The 18,295-nt window shown below is 63.9% G+C and carries 16 protein-coding genes and 1 tRNA gene; 5 read left to right on the top strand and 12 right to left on the bottom strand.

Features of this window, described 5'->3' with window-relative positions; genetic code table 11:
- Positions 1-19 precede the first annotated feature (19 nt).
- From FFS30_RS18245 to FFS30_RS18255, 3 genes are all read right to left on the bottom strand, one after another.
- Positions 20-217, bottom strand: coding sequence for a hypothetical protein (locus tag FFS30_RS18245; protein WP_137914627.1), 198 nt, complete (start codon positions 215-217; stop codon positions 20-22).
- Positions 217-501, bottom strand: coding sequence for a ribbon-helix-helix protein, CopG family (locus FFS30_RS18250; protein WP_171014720.1), 285 nt, complete (start codon positions 499-501; stop codon positions 217-219). Before FFS30_RS18250 ends, FFS30_RS18245 begins: the two co-directional genes overlap by 1 nt.
- Before the next feature lie 108 nt (positions 502-609).
- Positions 610-900: a DUF4190 domain-containing protein gene (locus FFS30_RS18255; protein ID WP_137914629.1), complete on the bottom strand. Its 291-nt coding sequence runs from the start codon at positions 898-900 to the stop codon at positions 610-612.
- 98 nt (positions 901-998) lie between these two features.
- On the opposite strand from FFS30_RS18255, the gene FFS30_RS18260 reads away from it, so the two are divergent.
- The 3 genes from FFS30_RS18260 to FFS30_RS18270 all read left to right on the top strand — a co-directional run bounded on the left by FFS30_RS18260 (position 999) and on the right by FFS30_RS18270 (position 4,261).
- Complete coding sequence (locus FFS30_RS18260; protein ID WP_137914630.1) at positions 999-1,226, top strand: GDCCVxC domain-containing (seleno)protein; 228 nt, start codon at positions 999-1,001, stop codon at positions 1,224-1,226.
- 189 nt (positions 1,227-1,415) lie between these two features.
- On the top strand, positions 1,416-1,820 hold the full coding sequence (locus FFS30_RS18265) for a heavy metal-responsive transcriptional regulator (RefSeq protein WP_137914631.1): 405 nt from the start codon (positions 1,416-1,418) through the stop codon (positions 1,818-1,820).
- Positions 1,820-4,261 carry a heavy metal translocating P-type ATPase gene (locus FFS30_RS18270; protein ID WP_283235226.1) on the top strand — a complete coding sequence of 814 codons (2,442 nt, stop codon included), beginning with the start codon at positions 1,820-1,822 and terminating at the stop codon, positions 4,259-4,261. The genes FFS30_RS18265 and FFS30_RS18270 overlap by 1 nt, the downstream gene beginning before the upstream one ends.
- Before the next feature lies 1 nt (position 4,262).
- Here the strand turns inward: FFS30_RS18270 and FFS30_RS18275 are convergent, their stop codons facing one another.
- Together FFS30_RS18275 and FFS30_RS18280 are read right to left on the bottom strand one after the other, a co-directional pair.
- A complete protein-coding gene (locus FFS30_RS18275; protein ID WP_137914632.1) occupies positions 4,263-4,892 on the bottom strand; it encodes a class I SAM-dependent methyltransferase in 630 nt (209 codons plus the stop codon).
- A 563-nt stretch (positions 4,893-5,455) separates the two neighbouring features.
- Positions 5,456-6,991 carry an aldehyde dehydrogenase family protein gene (locus FFS30_RS18280; protein WP_137914633.1) on the bottom strand — a complete coding sequence of 512 codons (1,536 nt, stop codon included), beginning with the start codon at positions 6,989-6,991 and terminating at the stop codon, positions 5,456-5,458.
- Between the two features lie 421 nt (positions 6,992-7,412).
- On the opposite strand from FFS30_RS18280, the gene FFS30_RS18285 reads away from it, so the two are divergent.
- Both FFS30_RS18285 and FFS30_RS18290 read left to right on the top strand, forming a co-directional pair.
- Positions 7,413-7,910, top strand: a complete 498-nt coding sequence (locus FFS30_RS18285; protein ID WP_137914634.1) for a hypothetical protein — start codon at positions 7,413-7,415, stop codon at positions 7,908-7,910.
- Positions 7,911-8,097: 187 nt separating this feature from the next.
- Entirely contained in the window at positions 8,098-9,603 is a 1,506-nt protein-coding gene (locus tag FFS30_RS18290; protein ID WP_137914635.1) for a glycosyltransferase family 39 protein, read from the top strand.
- Positions 9,604-9,641: 38 nt separating this feature from the next.
- Here the strand turns inward: FFS30_RS18290 and FFS30_RS18295 are convergent, their stop codons facing one another.
- From FFS30_RS18295 to FFS30_RS18330, 7 genes are all read right to left on the bottom strand, one after another.
- Positions 9,642-11,951, bottom strand: coding sequence for a DUF559 domain-containing protein (locus FFS30_RS18295; RefSeq protein ID WP_249352544.1), 2,310 nt, complete (start codon positions 11,949-11,951; stop codon positions 9,642-9,644).
- Positions 11,952-11,976: 25 nt separating this feature from the next.
- Positions 11,977-14,769, bottom strand: a complete 2,793-nt coding sequence (gene cphA, locus FFS30_RS18300; RefSeq protein ID WP_137914636.1) for a cyanophycin synthetase — start codon at positions 14,767-14,769, stop codon at positions 11,977-11,979.
- Positions 14,770-14,857: 88 nt separating this feature from the next.
- The gene (locus tag FFS30_RS18305; protein ID WP_137914637.1) at positions 14,858-15,580 is read right to left on the bottom strand and encodes a CPBP family intramembrane glutamic endopeptidase; all 723 of its coding nucleotides are present in this window, start codon (positions 15,578-15,580) and stop codon (positions 14,858-14,860) included.
- A complete protein-coding gene (locus FFS30_RS18310; RefSeq protein WP_137914638.1) occupies positions 15,577-16,425 on the bottom strand; it encodes a cyanophycinase in 849 nt (282 codons plus the stop codon). The genes FFS30_RS18305 and FFS30_RS18310 overlap by 4 nt, the downstream gene beginning before the upstream one ends.
- A gap of 172 nt (positions 16,426-16,597) precedes the next feature.
- Positions 16,598-16,674 (bottom strand) — tRNA-Arg (locus FFS30_RS18315).
- A 61-nt stretch (positions 16,675-16,735) separates the two neighbouring features.
- Positions 16,736-17,686: a tyrosine-type recombinase/integrase gene (locus FFS30_RS24285; protein WP_249352545.1), complete on the bottom strand. Its 951-nt coding sequence runs from the start codon at positions 17,684-17,686 to the stop codon at positions 16,736-16,738.
- Between the two features lie 291 nt (positions 17,687-17,977).
- Positions 17,978-18,283: a hypothetical protein gene (locus tag FFS30_RS18330; protein WP_137914640.1), complete on the bottom strand. Its 306-nt coding sequence runs from the start codon at positions 18,281-18,283 to the stop codon at positions 17,978-17,980.
- Positions 18,284-18,295: the final 12 nt, after the last annotated feature.

An 18,295-nucleotide genomic window follows, 5' to 3' on the forward strand; every position in this document is an offset into this window, starting at 1 on the left:
CTTGCCTGGATCGTTGGGGTTATTTGGACGACAGGCGCGTCTGCCGCGCGCTGCGCTTTTCGGCGATTTCGACCATCGTCTCGATGCGGATCAGGCGCTTGTCGATCTCGTTGGCGGCGTTGGCGAGCTTGTCGACGTTCTTCGCCAGGCGGTCGAGGTCGTCGCGCATGCGCAGCACGTCCTTGAGCACTTTCACCGCGTCGAGCAGAGCGCCCATCAGTTCGCTTTGGACGGCTTGGCCTGGCGGCCGGCGATACTCGCGAGCGCGCGTTCCACCGAGGCGTTGGCCGCGCGCACGCTGCGCCGCATGGCCGGCAGAGCTTCGCGCAGTTCGGCGGTCAGGGCGACGAGTTCCCGCGGATCGTCGATCGTGTTGATGCCGTAGGCGCGCACGGCCTCGCGCATAAGTTCGCTCATATTCATGCCGCGTTCTTTGGCGAGGTTGCGGTAATGGCGTTTGTCTTCGGGCGAGACGAGCAGGGTGAGGCGTTGTGTTTTCATGGCGGTATTTCGATCCCGCGATCGGTGCGACCGCGAACATGCAAATCCTAGACACATGATAATGTCATGTGCATGTCCATTCAATGTTCCGCCACGGGCCCTGCGCCGTCAGTGCATGTGCGCGGCTAACCAGGCGATGCCGCCGAACAAGGCCATCAGTACCCAGGCCACGAACCCGAAGACCGCGAGATTCAGGTAGCCCAGGATCAGCCCGACGAGGGCGAGTCCGTCGCCCTGCAGCGCGCCCGGCGGCGCGCGGCGGATTTCGCCGCGTGCGACGTGGCCGCAGACGATGGCGATGATCGCGCCGAAGAACGGAATGCCTAGCCAGCTCAGAATGCCGAAGATCAGGCTCATGATCGCGCTGACGCTGGTCGTGCCTTGGATCGGGGTGCTCATATCGCCCTCCAGGGTGGTCGTGGCGGAATCATACTGAAGGCGCATTCGCGACGCCTGTCCCGATGGTAATGCGCCGCGGTCGGACTATGATGGCGGCCATGAGCACGATTCTTCTCGAGTCCACGCTGACCTGCCCCGAGTGCGGACGCAAGCATACGGAGACGATGCCGACCGACGCCTGCCAGTGGTTCTACGACTGCACGCACTGCGGCGCCTTGCTGAAACCGAAGGCCGGCGATTGCTGCGTGTTCTGCTCCTACGGCGACCTGCCTTGCCCACCTATACAGGCCGAAGGCAAAGGCGGCGGTTGTTGCGCGGCGCATTGATTCCGCACGATAGCCGGTAGGAAACGGCGCCCGGAGTTCTTTGCCTTCTTCGCGTCTTCACGCGGTCGCGTGAGACAGTTTCAGTTTGCGCTTCGAGACGAAACCGGCCGCGGTTCTGGCTGAAATAGCTCGACTCTTGACTCTGGACCGTGATCCAGACTCTAGACTTTGCGTCCAGGAGGATTTCCCATGTCGAATCTCAGTATCGGCCAATTGGCCCAGCGCACCGGCGTCGCCATCGACACCGTGCGCTACTACGAACGCAACGGGCTGCTGCAACCCGCCGGACGACTCGCTTCGGGCTATCGCCGCTATGGCGACGCGGAGTTGAAGCGGTTGCGTTTCATCCGCCGCGCCAAGGCGCTCGGCTTCAGCCTCGAAGACGTGCGCGCGCTGCTGACGCTCAGCGAGGAACGCAACGTCGCCAAGGTCAAACGCGCGGCGCAGGCCAAGCTCGCCGACATCGAAGCGCGCATCGCCGAACTCGAACGCGTGCGCGGCGGCTTGCGCACGCTGATCGCGGCCTGCCCGGGCCACGGGCGCGCCGAAGCCTGCCCGATCCTCAACGCACTGACCGACGAGGAGACGCACTGATGTCCACGTCGAATCAAGAACATCACAAACACGATCACTCTATGCACGGCCACGAACATCGCGCGCACGACCACGCGGGCAAGGAGATGCCGGTGAAGGCGAGTTGCTGCAGTACGTCCAAACCTGCGCATTGCGATTCGCCCGCGCCGATAGACACGTCTGCAGCGGCGATCGATCCGGTCTGTGGAATGACGGTGAAGCCGGGCACGCCGCATCGCGCTGAACATGCGGGGCAGGAGTATCTGTTCTGCTCGGCCGGCTGCCGCACGAAGTTTCTCGGCAATCCGGCGCACTATCTTGCGCCGAAAAAACCGGCCATAGCCGCGGCGCCAGCCGTTGCGGGCGCGAAATACACCTGTCCGATGCATCCGGAAATCGTGCGCGACGCCCCCGGCACCTGCCCGATCTGCGGCATGGCGCTGGAGCCGATGATGCCGAGCCTCGACGACGGCGAGAATCCCGAGCTGACCGATTTTCGCCGCCGCTTTCTGCTGACCTTGCCGCTGTCGCTCGCGGTGTTTGCGCTGGCGATGTTCGGCCATGCTTTCTCCGATTTGTCGACGGCCGCACGCACGTGGCTCGAACTCGTGCTGGCCGTGCCCGTCGTGTTCTGGGCCGGCTGGCCGTTTCTCGAACGCTGGGCGCAGTCGATCGCCAACCGCAGCCCGAACATGTGGACCCTGATCGGCACGGGCGTGCTCGCCGCGTTCGGCTACAGCGTTGTCGCGACCGTGGCGCCGCAGGTCTTCCCGGATTCGCTTCGCGAACATGGGCGCATCGGCGTCTACTTCGAGGCGGCCGCCGTGATCGTCTCGCTGACCTTGCTCGGGCAGATTCTCGAATTGCGCGCACGCTCGAGCACCTCGGCTGCGATCAAGTCTCTGCTCGGGCTCGCGCCGAAAACCGCGCGCCGCCTGCGCGATGACGGCAACGAAGACGACGTGCCGCTCGATGAAGTGCGCGTCGGCGACCGCCTGCGCGTGCGGCCCGGCGAGAAGGTACCGGTCGATGCGGTCGTGCTCGAAGGACGTTCGAGCGTGGACGAATCGATGCTGACCGGAGAACCCATGCCGGTCGAAAAGAACGTTGGCGACAAAGTGATCGGCGCGACACTCAACGGCACCGGCAGCCTCGTGGTTCGCGCGGAAAAGATCGGCGCGGAAACCGCGCTCGCGCAGATCGTCGGCCTCGTCGCGCAGGCGCAGCGCACGCGCGCGCCGATGCAGAGACTGGCCGACAAGGTCAGCGTCTGGTTCGTGCTCGGCGTGCTTGCCGTCGCGGTCGCGGCGTTCTTGGTCTGGGGCTTGTTCGGCCCCGAGCCGTCATGGACTTACGCGATCGTCAACGCGGTCGCCGTGCTGATCATCGCCTGTCCGTGTGCGCTTGGCCTCGCCACGCCGATGACGGTCATGGTCGCGAGCGGACGCGCCGCGCATGCCGGTGTGCTGTTCCGCGACGCCGAGGCGATCGAACGCCTGCGCACGATCGATACGCTGATCGTCGACAAGACCGGCACGTTGACCGAGGGTAAGCCGGCGTTCGGCGAGGTCGTTGCTGCGGCGGGCGCGGAGGCCGACGAAGTGCTGCGTCTTGCGGCCAGCCTAGACCTCGGCAGCGAGCATCCGCTCGCCGCCGCGATCGTTGCCGAAGCGCGGCGACGCAACTTGCCGCTCGATGCGGCAGCCGACTTCTCGTCGGCGACCGGCAGCGGCGTGCGCGGCCGCATCCGCATGCAGCAGGTGGCGCTCGGCAACGCGGCGCTGATGAAGGAAGTCGGTGCCGATGTCGGTGCGGTCGGCGCCGATGCCGAACGTCTGCGCAAGCAAGGTGCCAGCGTGGTCTTTCTCGCCGCCGACGGCCGTGCGCTCGGCTTGATCGCGGTCAGCGATCCGATCAAGGACTCGACACCCGAGGCCGTCGCCGCGCTGCACGCGGCCGGCCTGCGCATCGTCATGGCGAGCGGCGACAGCGTGACCACGGCGCAGGCTGTGGCCGCGCGCCTCGGCCTCGACGAAGTGCACGGTGGAATGCGTCCGCAGGACAAGGCCGCGCTCGTCGCCACGCTCAAGGCGCAGGGCCGCCGCGTGGCGATGGCCGGCGACGGCATCAACGACGCGCCCGCGCTTGCTGCCGCCGACGTCGGCATCGCCATGGGCACCGGCACGGACGTTGCCATGTCGAGCGCGCAAGTGACCCTGGTCAAGGGCGATTTGCGCGGCGTCGCGCGTGCGATTGCGATCTCGCAGGGCGCGGTCGCGAATATGCGCCAGAACCTCGGCCTAGCTTTTATCTACAACGCGCTCGGCGTGCCGCTCGCGGCGGGCGTGCTGTATCCGTTCACCGGCCTGCTGCTGAGTCCGATGGTCGCCGCACTGGCGATGAGCCTGTCGTCGGTCTCGGTAATCGCCAATGCGCTGCGCCTGCGCACGGCGCGGGCGTGACTCAGTCGGCGCCGCGGCGGCGCAGCAAGGCGTAGGCGAACGACTGCGGCGCGCCCCAGGGCGTCGCGTGGGTTTCGCGCGCTTCGTCGATCAACTCGAAATCCGCGCCGAGCAGCGCGGCAATGTCGGCGGGATCGCGGCGCGCGACGGTCAGGCCGCTGCATTTCTCCGGGCCGTCGCTGGCGAAGCCGCCGATCACCGCATGGCCGCCTGGGCGCAGTGCGGCGGCGGCAGATCGCGCATACGCCTGTGCTGCGGATGAGTCGGTGAGAAAGTGCAGCACCGCGCGATCGTGCCAAATGTCGAAACCCGCCGGCGGCAATTCAGCGTTGGTGATATCGGCGACGCGCCAGTCGATCTGCGCCGCGCGATCTCCGAGCCGCTGCTGTGCGGCACGCAGCGCTTCGGCGGACAGATCGAGCACGGCAATCCGCGCGACGCCGCGGTCGAGCAGATCGTCGACCAGGGTCGACGCGCCGCCGCCGATATCGATCACGCGGCTCTGCACATTCAGCCCGGCGCGTTCGAGCAGGCGCAGCGAGACGTCGAGATGCGGACGGAACCAGCTTACTGCTTGCGAGTCCTTGTCGCGGTATACATTTTCCCAGTGGTCTTGCGCGTTGGTCGTCATGGGTGTGCGTGGCGGTGATGCAGGTCGGGGAGGTGCGCGTGCGTGCGCGCGAGCTGGGCGTGGATGGCGGAGTGCCAGCGCAAAACACCAGCGCCGCGACGAGGGCGGCCGCAATGGTGTTGCGGGCGTCCATGCACTAACGATACGCGCAGTTACCCGATAACCACAATCGAGGCAGGCATCAGCTTTCCTTCTCCCATCGGGAGAAGGTGGCGCGGCAGCGCCGGATGAGGGAAGAGCGTGTCATTTCCTCAGTCCGTTGCATCGTGCGAGGTTCTGCCCTCATCCGCCCTTCGGGCACCTTCTCCCGAGGGGAGAAGGGAAGGCAGAGGCAGCTATCGAGTTCGGGTGCTAGCTTCTCTTCTCCCATTAGGAGAAGGGAAGAAAAAGCAGTTACGGATCGAGCTTGATGCCCGGCGCAGGAAAGATCTTTTGACACGGATCAACGCGGATGAACACGGACAAAGCAAGAAAAATGCTCTATCCGTGCCAATCCGCGTTTTTTGTTTTGATCCGTGTCAATCCGTGGTAAATGCTTTTCCTAGCACCTCTGCACTGCAACGTTACAGATCGAACTTGATACCCTGCGCGAGCGGCAGCGCGTCGGAGTAGTTGACCGTGTTGGTCTGACGACGCATGTACGCCTTCCACGCATCCGAGCCCGATTCGCGGCCGCCGCCGGTTTCCTTCTCGCCGCCGAATGCGCCGCCGATTTCGGCGCCCGAGGTGCCGATGTTGACGTTGGCGATGCCGCAGTCGGAGCCGGCCGCGGACAGATACCTTTCCGCCGTCTGCATGTCGCGCGTGAAGATCGAGCTCGACAAGCCCTGCGGCACGCCGTTCTGCAGATCGATCGCCTCTTCGAGCGAGTCGAACTGCATCGCGTAGAGGATCGGAGCGAAGGTTTCGGTCTGCACGACGGCATCCGCGTTCTTCACGCCGCTGACGATGGTCGGCAGGACGAAGTTGCCGGCGCGGTCGCTCAGCGCAGCACCACCGGTTTCGATCTTGCCGCCTGCGGCCTTGGCCTTCTCGATCGCGCCGAGGAAGCCGTCAACCGCGGCCTTGCTGTTGAGCGGGCCCATCAGCGTGGTCGCGAGCGTCGGATCGCCGATCTTCTTCTCGACCTGCTTGTACGCGGCGACGAGTTTGCCGACCACGTCGGCGAAGATCGACTTGTGGATGAACACGCGGCGCGTCGTCGTGCAGCGCTGGCCGGCCGTGCCGACCGCGCCGAACACGATCGCCGGGATCGCCAACTTCAGATCGGCGCTCGCGTCGACGATGATCGCGTTGTTGCCGCCGAGTTCAAGCAGCGAACGGCCCATGCGCCGTGCCACGCGTTCGCCGACCGTGCGGCCGACCGCGGTCGAGCCGGTGAAGCTGATCAGCGGGATGCGCTTGTCGTCGACGAAGGTCTGCGCGAGTTCCACGCCGGCGTCGTTGAACAGGAAGAACAGGTCGGGGAAACCGCCGGCCTTGAGTGCCTCGTTGCAGATCTTCATCGAAGCGATCGCCGAGAGCGGCGTCTTCGGCGACGGCTTCCAGATCGAGATATCGCCGCAGACGGCGGCGATGAACGAGTTCCACGCCCACACCGCGACCGGGAAGTTGAACGCCGAGATGATGCCGACGAGGCCGAGTGGATGCCATTGCTCGCTCATGCGGTGGCCGGGGCGCTCGCTGTGCATCGAATTGCCGTAGAGCATGCGCGACTGGCCGACGGCGAAGTCGGCGATGTCGATCATCTCTTGGACTTCACCGTCGCCTTCGGGCTTGATCTTGCCCATTTCGAGCGCGACGAGCGAACCGAGTGCGTCCTTGTGCTTGCGCAGTGCTTCGCCGCAGAGGCGGATCGCTTCGCCGCGCCTCGGCGCCGGCGTCGTGCGCCACTCGGCGAACGCGGCCTGGGCGCGCTGCACGATCGTTTCATAGTCGCTCGCCGACGCGGAATGCACGCGGCCGATCACCTCGTGCGTGCTCGGGTTGACCACTTCGAGCGTGCCGGCGTCGCTGGTCTTCGACCATTCGCCGTTGCCGAGGTAGGTGCCGGAGACGGTGCCGGTCAGGCCGAGCGCCGCGAGAATCTTGTCGGACATAGGTATTCCAGATTGGCTTGAAAAGACCGCCAATTATAAACCGGGAATTGGTACTTCCCGGGGCCGCGGCGTCAGAATCTGGTGGGGCCAATATCTTCTGCCAAGAAGCCGTGCTTGTTCGACCCCAGGAGAAAGGACCGAAAAGCCTCAGTGACGCAGAACGCGGAGAAGAGCCTCGACATTCGTGATTCTGTGTCTCCGTATTCTCGATGCTTCCGTCTTTTGCTTTTTTCTTCGCGCGCCGGCAAAGGAACCTGCACGATCGGAGCTTCGCGCCGTCGGCCAGAGAGGTTTATCGGTGAATTTTCCTTAATGCTGCGACGGAAACGAACGACTATCCGTCCGGTCTTGGCCTGTCGGCATTGAGGCACCGGGGTCGAAGCTGGAGTGAAGAGAACCGCATTCCCTTTGGAGTATTGCCATGAAATACAGAGTTGCCAGCGTGGTCCGCAAAGCGCTTCTTCTTTCGGCGCTGCCGTTCTGCCTGATCGCTTCCGCTGCCTCGGCAGGGCCGATGGTGACGTATTCCGCCTATAGCGGAACCTATAGCGGCGTTCACGATTCCGGCGCGATGACGGTTTTTCTCGGGTCGAACGGTTCCGTCCTATGCAGGTTCAACAGCGGCAGCAGCGACTCTCCGCTGGCCAATCCGTTCGTGATGCCGGGCGTCTCCGCGAACGGCGCGACGCTCAACAACGGTTTTGCCGGCACGGCATTCAGTTGTGCGAGCCTCGCCGGGTCGGTGAATTTTGCCTATCAGCTTCCTCTGGTCGGCGTCGTCGGCACGCAGCCTTTCCCGCCGATCTACGCCGCCGATTCAAAACCCGTGGCTTTCAGCGGCACCTGGTTCAACAGCCGCGGCGATCAGGGTAACTTCCAGGTGTCCTATTCGCCGAGTGCGGACGGTCAGAGCAACTGATAGTTTGCTTGCGCGCATGAGTGTGCAGATGGGCGCACGTCGTCGCGCCCGTCTGCTCCGAATTCGGTCCCGCATGTCTGTGGTGAGGGACAGGATCCTTGCTTCTGCGCGAGAGTGAGTGCCTTCCGGCATACGATGGCCGCGAACCGATAGGTTATCCTCCGTGCCATTCCGGGACGGGGGCTTCATGAAGAAAGCGGCTAACGGTGATCTGATTCTGCTGCTGGCACTGGCGGCGGCGAAGCTCGTCTTTCATATCGCAACCAACGGCCAGTACGGCTTCCATCGCGACGAACTGCAGTTCCTCAGCGACGCACGCCATCTCGACTGGGGTTATGTCGCTTATCCGCCGCTGACGCCGTTTCTCGGCCGCATCCAGTGGGAACTGTTCGGTGCCTCGCTGACCGGATTCCGCTTTTTCCCCGCGCTCGCCCAGAGCATCGTCTTCGTCGTGGTCGGCCTGATGGCGCGCCGGCTCGGCGGTGGACGGATCGCCATGTTGGTCGCAGCGTTCGCCACTGCTCTCGCGCCGGTGTCGCTGTCGGGCAGCACGCTGTTCATGTACGTCACCTTCGACTATCTCTGGTACGTGCTGCTCGCGTACTTCGTCGTCTGCCGCATCGAGTCCGGCGACGCGCGCTGGTGGCTCGCGATCGGCGCGATGGTCGGGCTCGGCATGATGACCAAGTACACCGCCGCGTTGTTCGCCGTGGGACTGGTCGCCGGCGTCGTGTTCACGCCGCTGCGCGCCGACCTGCGCAGCAAGTGGCTGTGGTACGGCGTCGGCTTGTCGCTGCTGATCTTCCTGCCGAACCTGATCTGGCAGTTCCGTCACGACTTCGTCACCCTGGACATGCTCCAGCGCATCCACGCGCGCGACGTGCGCATCGGCCGTGCCGACGGATTCTGGATCCAGCAGATCAACAACGTCTCGACCAATCTTTTCACTTTGCCGATATGGGTCGCGGGTTTGGCATATGCGGCCTTTGGCGCGCGCGGGCGCTATCGGATCTTGGTGTGGATGTTCGCCGTGCCGATCGCGCTTTTCGCGCTCGCGCAGGGCCGTGGTTACTACACAGGGCCGCTGTATCCGATGCTGTTCGCGGCGGGCGCGGTCGCGCTGCAGTGTTGGCTTGCTGGACGCACTCCTCTTGTGCGCCGGGCCGCGTGGAGCGCCGCCGGCCTGCTGTTGCTGGCCGGCACGGTGGTGGTGCCGGTCGTGCTGCCGCTCGTGCCGGTCGAATCGAGCCATTGGCAGCGCCTCAATACCCTCAACGGCGGCGACTTCCGCGAGCAGTTCGGATGGCCGGAACTCGCACGCGAAGTCGCGCGCATTCGTGCCGGCCTGACTGATGAGGAACGCGCGCAGACCGGCATCTGGGCAAGCAACTACGGCGAAGCAGGGGCGCTCGATTTGTACGGGGCGCAATTCGGTCTGCCACAGGTATGGAGTGCGGCCAATTCGTTCTGGCTGCGCGGACCGTACGGGCCGACGCCGCAGAACATGATCGTCGTCGGCGCCGATCGCAAGGATCTCGATCAGCCGTGCACGACGGTCGAACTTATCGGCCATACCGGCAACGAGGCCAAGGTCGAGAACGAAGAGACGAAGTGGCATCCGAACATTTTTCTCTGCCGCGGCGTGCGCAAGCCGCTCGTGGAGCTGTGGCCGACATTGGCCGAGTTTATGTAGCCCTAGGAAAACGCGCCGCGCGCCGCCGTGTCGACGTTCTACGCGGAGATGCGGGCCGGCAGTGCATGGCCCGGCTTCCAGTCCGTTGCGGCGAGCTGATCGAGCAGCGCGACCACATCGGCGCGGCCTTGCTTGTCGTGGATCGGCAGAACGAGCAGGTCGCCGTCGCGCGCCCATTCGAGCACGATGCGCGCGGCTTCGATTTCCTCGCGGCAGGCGAGGATCGCACTCGCGGCGATGCCATTGCCCAGCAACTCGTCGTGCAACAGCGCGACGACTTCGCCCGAACTGCGTCCACGCGCGAAGCTGACGAGTTCCTTGAGCACGACAAGATCGGGGTGTCGGCGTGCGGTGACGGCCGCAAGCTCGCGGATATCGGCGTCTTCGCGATTGCCGGCCTGGCCGAGCACGACCGCGAGGCGACCGGCGGGAGACAACGCGCGTGCGACGTCGAGCAAACCTTGCAGGCCCTCGGGATTGTGCGCGTAGTCGACGAGCACGGTCGCGGTGCCGAAAGTCCAGCGCATCAGCCGGCCCGGATTGTCGCTGTTGCTCGCGCCGAACCGTGCGAAGACCTGCGCGATGAGCGTGTGGTCGAGGCCGAGCGCGTATGCGACGAGGGCGGCACCGGCGAGATTGGCGATGTTGTACTTTGCCGCACCGTTCGCGCTGAGCGGCATGTCGGTGATGCGGCCGAGCGATTGGTCGATGCCGTCTGTATGCAGGATCAACTCGCCATTGCGCGCGCCGCAGGTCGCACCGCCTTGCTCGCGGTGAGCGATCAGCAGGGGATGGTCGGCGTTCAACGCAAACCAGACGATATGTTTTGTTTTCCCCCGAATCTCGAACGCCGCATCGTGGCTTCTGCGCACGAGCACGGCGTCGTCGGCGTTCAGCACAAGCATGCCGTCTTCGCCTAGCGCGTGCGCGACGACGAGCTTGGCGTCGGCGAGATCGTCGAGCGAGTGCACACCGTACTCGCCGAAATGATCCGCACTGATATTGGTGACGATCGCCGCCTGCGCGCATTCGACCGCGAGCCCGCGGCGCAGGATTCCGCCACGCGCAGTTTCGAGCACAGCGGCATCGACGCGCGTATCGCGCAACGCTGTGCGCGCGCCGGCGGGGCCGGAGTAGTCTCCGCCCGCGATGGTTTCGCCGCCAATGACGACGCCGTCAGTGCTGCTCAATGCGGTGCGCCGGCCCGCGCGTTCGCTGATCGCGGCGACAAGGCGCGTTGTCGTCGTCTTGCCGTTCGAGCCGGTGACGAGCGCGACCGGAATCGCATGCAGCGCATTCCAGTCGATTGAGCGAGGCGAGGGTAGGGCGTCGAGCAGCCACGTGTGCGAGCCTTTGCCTTCGCCAAGCGTCAGCTCGCTATCGTCGAGCAGAACAGGGAGCGCGCGCTGGTGCGCTTCGTCGAGCAGCGCGACGAGATTGGGGCGTCTCTCTGCCGCCGCAGCGTGCTTCAATGTCTGCAGCGCGAGTTCTTCGTCCCAGATCGCTGGGTAGGCAGGTGCGTGGAAATAATCTTCCCTTCTCCCCTCGGGAGAAGGTGCCCCGTCTTTGATAAAAGACGGGGCGGATGAGGGAGAAGCGCCGCGATGCAGAGCGACGCGGGTGAGTTCTTCGATGCGATTCCAAATATCCGTCAGCACGGTTTCCGTGCTCGTCATTACCTCGTTGTTCCAGTAGCGCAGAATTTCGATGCCGCGCTCGCCGAGAAACGCCGCGCGTTGCGTATCGTGTTTCAAGCCGGATGGCGCATTGTGCTGGCTTCCGTCGAGTTCGATCGCGAGGCCCAATTCATGGCAGTAGAAATCGAGAATATAAGGACCGACCGCCTGCTGCCGGCGAAATTTTTGACCGTGCAATCGCCTATCGCGAACGAAAGACCAGATCAATCGTTCGGGATCGGTCAAGCTTTTGCGAAGCGCGCGGATGAAGGTCAGAGCTTCTTCATCGAACGGGAGCTTCTCGCCAATGGAATCGGTCGCTGCAGGAGCGGTGGGTTCTTCCCTCATCCGGCGCTGCCGCGCCACCTTCTCCCGAGGGGAGAAGGACAGCAACGCTCGCTCCAATGCCCATTCATTGACTTCGGTTGCCGTCAGCAACTGATCGATCGGGGCGGCGATCGCAAGCGCGCCGCGGCCATGTTCGATGCGCGCGGCAATCGGCGCTGATGGCCAGCCGAGCTCCTCGCGCAGATGTTCGACATTGGCGCGCCAACGCGCGATCGTGTCGTCGTCGAGCGCGATGCCGGGCGACGTTTCGAGCACGGCGCCGGGCACGGAGAAGTAGAGATTGGCGCCGGTCAGGCGGCGCGAATCCTCGAACGGAAGCGGCATGGGAGGGATTCGTCGGCGGGCGCGTTCAGTCTTCGTTCTCGCGCGCGAAGCGGATGCCGCGTTCGTCGCGAATCAGACCGTCCATTTCGACCACGGCGCGCTCCTCGACGACGGGCTCGATCGCCGCGACCGGTTCGACGCGCTTGATCGCAGGCGCGGGCGTGCCTTCGGGATGGAACTTGGTGATCTGCTTCCACGAGCGCGCGAGCGCGTCGGCGAAGACCAGGAGCAAATCGCCCGGCTGCCCCATCTTGAGCGCCGCGTCGATCGCCTGCTGCTCGTCCGGGATGATGGTGATCGCGGACGCCGGCACGCCTTTCTCCTGCAGCGCTTTGGCGATAATGCGCGGCACTTCGTCGCCGTCGCGGCCGCGCAGCGTGTCGTCGCGGCGGCATATGTAATGGTCGAACTTGCCGGCGACGACGTTGGCGATTTCGCGCAGGTCCTCGTCGCGGCGATCGCCCGGACCGGCGACGACGATAATGCGGCGTCCCGCCACGTCGAGGCGCCCGGCGAGATCAGCCATGACGCCGACCGCATGCGCGTTGTGGCCGTAGTCCATGAGCACCTTGAACGGATGCTCGTTGAACACGTTCATGCGCCCGGGCGCCTGGAAGAAGGTCGTGTCGAACGTGCGCAGGCCCTGGCGGATCGCGTCGAGCTTGATGCCGAGGGCGAAGGCGAGGCTTGCCGCGACCATCGCGTTTTGTACGTTGTGCAGTGCGCGGCCTTCGAGCGTGGCCGGAATCAGGTGCGTCCACATCAGCGGGATGTGGCTGCCCTTGTCGTAGAGCGTGATCATCGAGCCATTGACGCCGGCTTCGAGCGCGCAGGCGCGGCCGCCCGCGCGCACATGCTCGCGCACGAGCGCGTGCGACGGATTCATCGTCACGTAGCAGATGACTTTCGCCTCTGTGTAGGCCGACATCTTGAGCACGTTCGGATCGTCGGCATTGAGCACGGCGCAGTCCTTGGCGACTTCGATCGGGATGCGCTTCACTTCGGCGAGTTGTTCGAGCGTGTCGATGCCTTTCAGGCCAAGATGGTCGCTCTGCACGTTGAGCACGGCGGCGACGTTGACCTCGGGCACGCCCATGCCGGCACGCAGCAGACCGCCGCGCGCGACTTCGAGCACGGCGATGTCGATGTTCGGATCGGCCAGCACCATGCGCGTCGACACCGGGCCGGTCATGTCGCCTTCGACCGTGCGCTGGCCGTCGATGTAGACGCCGTCGGTCGTGGTCAGGCCGGGCGTGTAGCCGGCCATCTTGGCGATGTGCGCGAGCATGCGCGAGGTCGTGGTCTTGCCGTTGGTGCCGGTGATCGCAGCGACCGGTACGCGCGACGGCGTGCCGGGCGGAAACAGCATGTCGACGACCGGGCCAGCGGCGTCGCGCGGCGTGCCTTCGCTCGGGCTCACGTGCATGCGGAAGCCCGGCGCCGCATTGATCTCGCAGATGCCGCCGCCGACGCTTTTGTAGCTTTCAGCAATGTTCGGCGAAAGGAAATCCACACCGCCGACGTCGAGCCCGATCGCGCGCACGGCGCGCACGGCCATGTCGCGGTTGTCGGGATGGATGATGTCGGTGACGTCGGTCGCGGTGCCGCCCGTGGAAAGATTCGCGGTCTTGCGCAACGGCACGACCTGATCCTGCTTCGGCACCGAATCCACGGTCAGATCCTGGCCTTCGAGCATAAGGATCGCTTCGCGGTCAAGGTTGATGCGGGTCAGCACCTTCTCGTGGCCGACGCCGCGGCGCGGATCGGCGTTGACCTCGTCGACCAGTTGCGCGACCGTGCGCTTGCCGTCGCCGACGACGTGGCCCGGCGTGCGCTTGGTCGCGGCGACGAGTTCGCCGTTGACCACGAGCAGGCGATGGTCGTCGCCGGCGAGATAGGTCTCGACGATGACCGAGTTGGAATGTTCCTGCGCGGCCTTGAAGCCGGCGATCACGTCTTCGTCCTTGGTGATCGCGATCGTGATGCCGCGGCCGTGGTTGCCGTTGTACGGCTTGGTCACGACCGGGCCGCCGAGCCGGCGCGCGGCGCGCAGGGCGGCTTCCTCGGTGCGCACGAGTTCCTGCTTCGGCACTGGAAGTCCGAGAGAAGCAAGAATCTTGTTCGTCTCTTCCTTGTCGCTGGCGAGTTCGACTGCGATATGCGGCGTGCGTCCCGTGACCGTGGCCTGAATGCGCTGCTGGTACTTGCCGTGGCCGAGCTGCACGAGCGATTGCTCGTTCATGCGCAGCCACGGAATGCCGCGCTGCTCGGCGGCGCGCACGAGCGATGCGGTCGAAGGTCCGAGCGCGCGGCGCTGTGCGTAGCGGATGAACTGGTCGCGCGCTTCGGCGAAATTCCAGCCTTCGGGCACGCTGTCCTTCGGCCGCAGGTCTTCCGGCAACAGCGAGGCGAGCAGGCGTAGGGCGAGATCGCCCGCGGCAATGCCTTCTTCGCGCTGCGCGTATTCGTAGACGACGGTGTACACGCCCGGGCGCGCGTCGCTGATGCTGCGCGTCTTGCCGAAGGTGACGTCTTCGCCGGCGACGTTCTGCAGTTCGATCGCGACGTGTTCGAGTACGTGGCCGAGCCAGGTGCCTTCGCCTTCGCGCATGCGGCGGATAAAGCCGCCCGGCTCGCGATACGAGCAACCGTGTTCCTGCAAACCTGGCAGTGCTTCGACGAGTCCATCGATGAATTTTTCGCCGAGCTTGGCCGTCGGCCAGTTTTCCAGCTCGCCGAGGTCTAGTTCGAGCTTGATGACCGGAAAGTGCGCGTACAGCGAAGGGCCGACGTAGACGGAACGATCGAGTATGCGCATGCAAACCTCCCCAGTTTCAGCGTTCATTCCTGCGGAAGCGGGACACGCCCGCCGCCGATGCACCACACGCCGAAACGGCGTGAAACCGCTATGCGCCGAGCCCGCCGGCGATATGGAAAGCGACGTTTGCAAGACCGTGACCGAGGATCGGTACAACGAGGCTGCCGGTCTTGAAACGAAGCCAACCGCCGGGAATGCTGCCTATGAACGGAAACAACGCGGACATCAGATCGAAGCCGAATTTTCCGTCCGAATAGTTCAAGCCGTGCCAGACGCCGAATACGATGGCTGTAGAGAGAATAACCGCCCACGGCGTTCCGTCAACCGCCGCCTTGCGCTGCACGAGGCCGAGCAGCAGCGCCGGCACGATGCCCCGATAGACGAGTTCTTCCGATATGCCGGGCATGACTGCCTGGAAGGCGAGGGTTTCCGCATCGGGCACTCCGGGCTTGAACAGTAGGCCGAGACAGGTGCCCCAGACGATGAACAGCAGGACTGCAATCGCACCGATTTTGAGATGACTCTGCTCGAGCGTCAGCCCCACGGCCTGCGGCGACAGTTTGAACGCGGTAATAGCGAGCAAAGAGAGGACAATGCTGTATATCTTGCCGGTCCAGTTCCAGTGAGCGCCGAAGAGAACAAGACTGTGCGCGACCGTGGGCAAACCGGTGATGAAGTCGTCGAGAGCGAGATAAGCCGCGGCGAGCAAAGCGAAGCCGATCAGAATGCGTTTGTCCGCCGCGCGGGCACACAGAAAGACGACGCCCGCGATCAACGCGAACGAAAGCGAAAATATCAGGGCGTTGGTCAATGCGTATGCTTCGGCGACACCAGCGATCCGGCCGAAGCCGTGCGCGTAGCGAGGTTGAAGGTCGCGCCGGCGACGAGGATGTGCACGGTGAGGCCGAGCAGACAGACCGGCTCGTTCTCGCTGACCTGATCCATCGAAGAAAACTGCATGCCGTTGGCGTCGACTACGGTCACCGCGCCCGAGCCTTCGACTTCGAGCGTATTGTCGGGACGGATGAACGCGGCGGTGTCTTCGTCCAAACCGATGCCGACAAGGAACGGATTGTAGGCGAGCGCAGCGAGCAGGCGGCCGAGACGGTCGCGCTGGCGGAAGTGCTGGTCGATCACGAAGCGGTTGGTCAGACCGAGACCCGGCGCAAGACGCACACTGCCCGCGGTCGGCGAGGCGCCTTCTTTGCCGAACGCGATCATGTGCTCGGAAAGGATGCTCGCGCCGGCGCTCGTGCCGCCGACATGGACACCGCGCGCGTTGCAGGCGCGGATCGCCTGCGCGATCGGCGTGCCGCCGAGCAGGGTCGAAATGCGCAGTTGATTGCCGCCGGTGAAGAAGATGCCGCTTGCGTTCTCGATCAGGTCGATGCGGTTGCGCTCCTCGGCGTCGCGGCGCGTATCGAAGTCGAGCGCGGTGACGCGCGCGGCGCCGAGTTCGGAAAAGATGCCTTCGTAGCGCGTGCCGGTGTCGGCGAGCTGGCTTGCGGTCGGGATCACGACGATGTCGGCGTCGCGGCCGCCGCAGAGGCCGACGAAACGTTCGAGGATGCGCGCGTCGTGGTGCTTCGCTTCCGCGCCGCCGATCGGCACGATCCAGCCGCGTTCGGCACCTTCGTTGACCTTGCTTGGACTCATGAGTACGAGATTGTTGACGATATGGTTGATTACTGAAAAGTACAGCCGGGGACCGCCTACTCTCGGTTCCTGCAATCGCAGACGAATGCAAAAGCAAATCGAGGAGCGCGTCTGGGCCGCTGCGCTGCAACGCCTGCGTTCGTCCATCAACGAGCGCAAACGCAAATCGAACTGGCGGCCCCGACACGATTCGAACGTGCGACCTTCCCCTTAGGAGGGGGACGCTCTATCCAGCTGAGCTACGGGGCCGTGCTTATAAATCAATACGTTACGTTGATTCAAGTATACCGCTGTGACCAAACTGTGACTATTACAGATTGATTTTGTCTACCGCGCCCTTCTTCTTCCGTGGGGCAAGATGGGCGTAGCGCTCGGTAATAGCAGATGACGAATGGCCCGCAAGTACTTGAACTGCGCGCAATGGTACACCGGCCATGACCATGTGCGAACAGAATGTGTGTCTTAGGATATGCAGATTGCCGCCCACGTTCGCCAGGGCGGCCACGCGGGCGAATTTGTGGGTTAGGGTGTCCGCCGCGTAGGGCGAAAGCGATTCGCGCCCCAAACCCTTCAGAGCGATCTTGGCTGAAGCATTCAATGGCACTTCTCGCCAGCGGCCGGACTTAGTGCGTTTCTCGTCGGTCGATTCGATGTGGATCGATCTGCCACGAACATCCGAGCGCACCGCCTTGGCAAATTCGCCCCGCCGAATGCCGGTGTTTGCCATGAATCTCCAGATCTGCGCAGTAGCCTTGTCGGCCTTGTAAATCTTCGCCAATTGCGCCTTGGTATAGAACTCGACGGCCTTGTCCGCAGTGCCTCGCGGTGCCTCTATGTACTGCGCTGGACTCTTCTCGATAATTTCCAGCTTGACGGCGCGCTTTAACGCAGCCTTGAGAATGCGAATCTCCTTGCCGACCGTCTCTGGCTTAACCTGCTTCAACCTGGAGAGTCGGAACTTGTCGATCTCACGAGGAGGCAAGGAAGCAATGTGATATCGGCCAAGCGCCGCCCTTGCGTGCTTCAACTCGCTCTGGCGGCGTTTCGGGCTAGTACTTGCCTCGCAGTACTCATCAATCCAGTCTGCAAGAGTAGGGGATGGTCCTACTGGTTGGATGCCAAGGGTAAGCTGGGCCTCTTTCTCGCGTTTGATTTTCTCAGCCGCACTGGCCTCAATCTTTCCGAGAGATCGCCGAAAGCGTTCCCCATTTTCACGCCAGTTGAGATACCACTGACCTTCGCGTTGGTAGAGGGTTGCCATTCTGGGGATGCTGCTATGGATTCATCTAGCAAAGCGCGGGAGTATAGTTTTTTTCCTAAGAAGCGGCGTGCAGGCAACCTGGCCTTCGCGAACTGAGTTAGGCACACACCGCAATAGTGCGCTGCCTCTGCCTCAGTCAGCCAATCTTTCCCGCGTAGGTCGAAGTTCTTTTCGGTCACATATCCCCCGTAACCCAAGCCACCGCCCGCGCAGACCAGTAGCAAACCGCGCCAACGGTTCCGACAACGAAAATGGGGAAGGCGGCGGTGAACGCGAGTGCCGCGAAGAGTGTCATGCTCGCTCCTTTACGGCAGAAATTGCCGCATTCAGCTTCGCGTGCGCTTGCTCGAACTTCGGGACGCTCGGCTCCATCAGCACGATGCAACCGTCTTTTCTGTCCCAAATATGGGAATAGAACGCGCTTAGCTCCTCAGCCGCTTCGATTAGTTGCCGCACTCGCGCGTCAGTTGGGTGGCGATACAGCGGCTCCGGACGGTCTCCAAACGACAGCCTGGGTTCGTTCTGGGTAAACGAAATTCGGCCATTCGCGCGAACGGTTACCCAAAGAGCCGGCTTCTCGGTTTTCTGATCTGTCATGCTCGAGCCTCC

The sequence above is a fragment of the Rudaea sp. 3F27F6 genome, assembly GCF_005503555.1.
Classification (GTDB): Bacteria; Pseudomonadota; Gammaproteobacteria; order Xanthomonadales; family Rhodanobacteraceae; genus Rudaea.

Excerpts from the sequence above, each read along its gene's own strand:
- FFS30_RS18260 (WP_137914630.1), top strand. The coding sequence starts at position 999 with ATGAGCACGATTCTTCTCGAGTCCACGCTGACCTGCCCCGAGTGCGGA.
- FFS30_RS18295 (WP_249352544.1), bottom strand. The coding sequence starts at position 11,951 with ATGCCGCTTCCGTTCGAGGATTCGCGCCGCCTGACCGGCGCCAATCTC.
- FFS30_RS18250 (WP_171014720.1), bottom strand. The coding sequence starts at position 501 with ATGAAAACACAACGCCTCACCCTGCTCGTCTCGCCCGAAGACAAACGC.
- FFS30_RS18275 (WP_137914632.1), bottom strand. The coding sequence starts at position 4,892 with ATGACGACCAACGCGCAAGACCACTGGGAAAATGTATACCGCGACAAG.
- FFS30_RS18270 (WP_283235226.1), top strand. The coding sequence starts at position 1,820 with ATGTCCACGTCGAATCAAGAACATCACAAACACGATCACTCTATGCAC.
- FFS30_RS18265 (WP_137914631.1), top strand. The coding sequence starts at position 1,416 with ATGTCGAATCTCAGTATCGGCCAATTGGCCCAGCGCACCGGCGTCGCC.
- FFS30_RS18290 (WP_137914635.1), top strand. The coding sequence starts at position 8,098 with ATGAAGAAAGCGGCTAACGGTGATCTGATTCTGCTGCTGGCACTGGCG.
- FFS30_RS18255 (WP_137914629.1), bottom strand. The coding sequence starts at position 900 with ATGAGCACCCCGATCCAAGGCACGACCAGCGTCAGCGCGATCATGAGC.
- FFS30_RS18280 (WP_137914633.1), bottom strand. The coding sequence starts at position 6,991 with ATGTCCGACAAGATTCTCGCGGCGCTCGGCCTGACCGGCACCGTCTCC.
- FFS30_RS18285 (WP_137914634.1), top strand. The coding sequence starts at position 7,413 with ATGAAATACAGAGTTGCCAGCGTGGTCCGCAAAGCGCTTCTTCTTTCG.
- FFS30_RS24285 (WP_249352545.1), bottom strand. The coding sequence starts at position 17,686 with ATGGCAACCCTCTACCAACGCGAAGGTCAGTGGTATCTCAACTGGCGT.
- FFS30_RS18310 (WP_137914638.1), bottom strand. The coding sequence starts at position 16,425 with ATGAGTCCAAGCAAGGTCAACGAAGGTGCCGAACGCGGCTGGATCGTG.
- FFS30_RS18330 (WP_137914640.1), bottom strand. The coding sequence starts at position 18,283 with ATGACAGATCAGAAAACCGAGAAGCCGGCTCTTTGGGTAACCGTTCGC.
- cphA (WP_137914636.1), bottom strand. The coding sequence starts at position 14,769 with ATGCGCATACTCGATCGTTCCGTCTACGTCGGCCCTTCGCTGTACGCG.
- FFS30_RS18245 (WP_137914627.1), bottom strand. The coding sequence starts at position 217 with ATGGGCGCTCTGCTCGACGCGGTGAAAGTGCTCAAGGACGTGCTGCGC.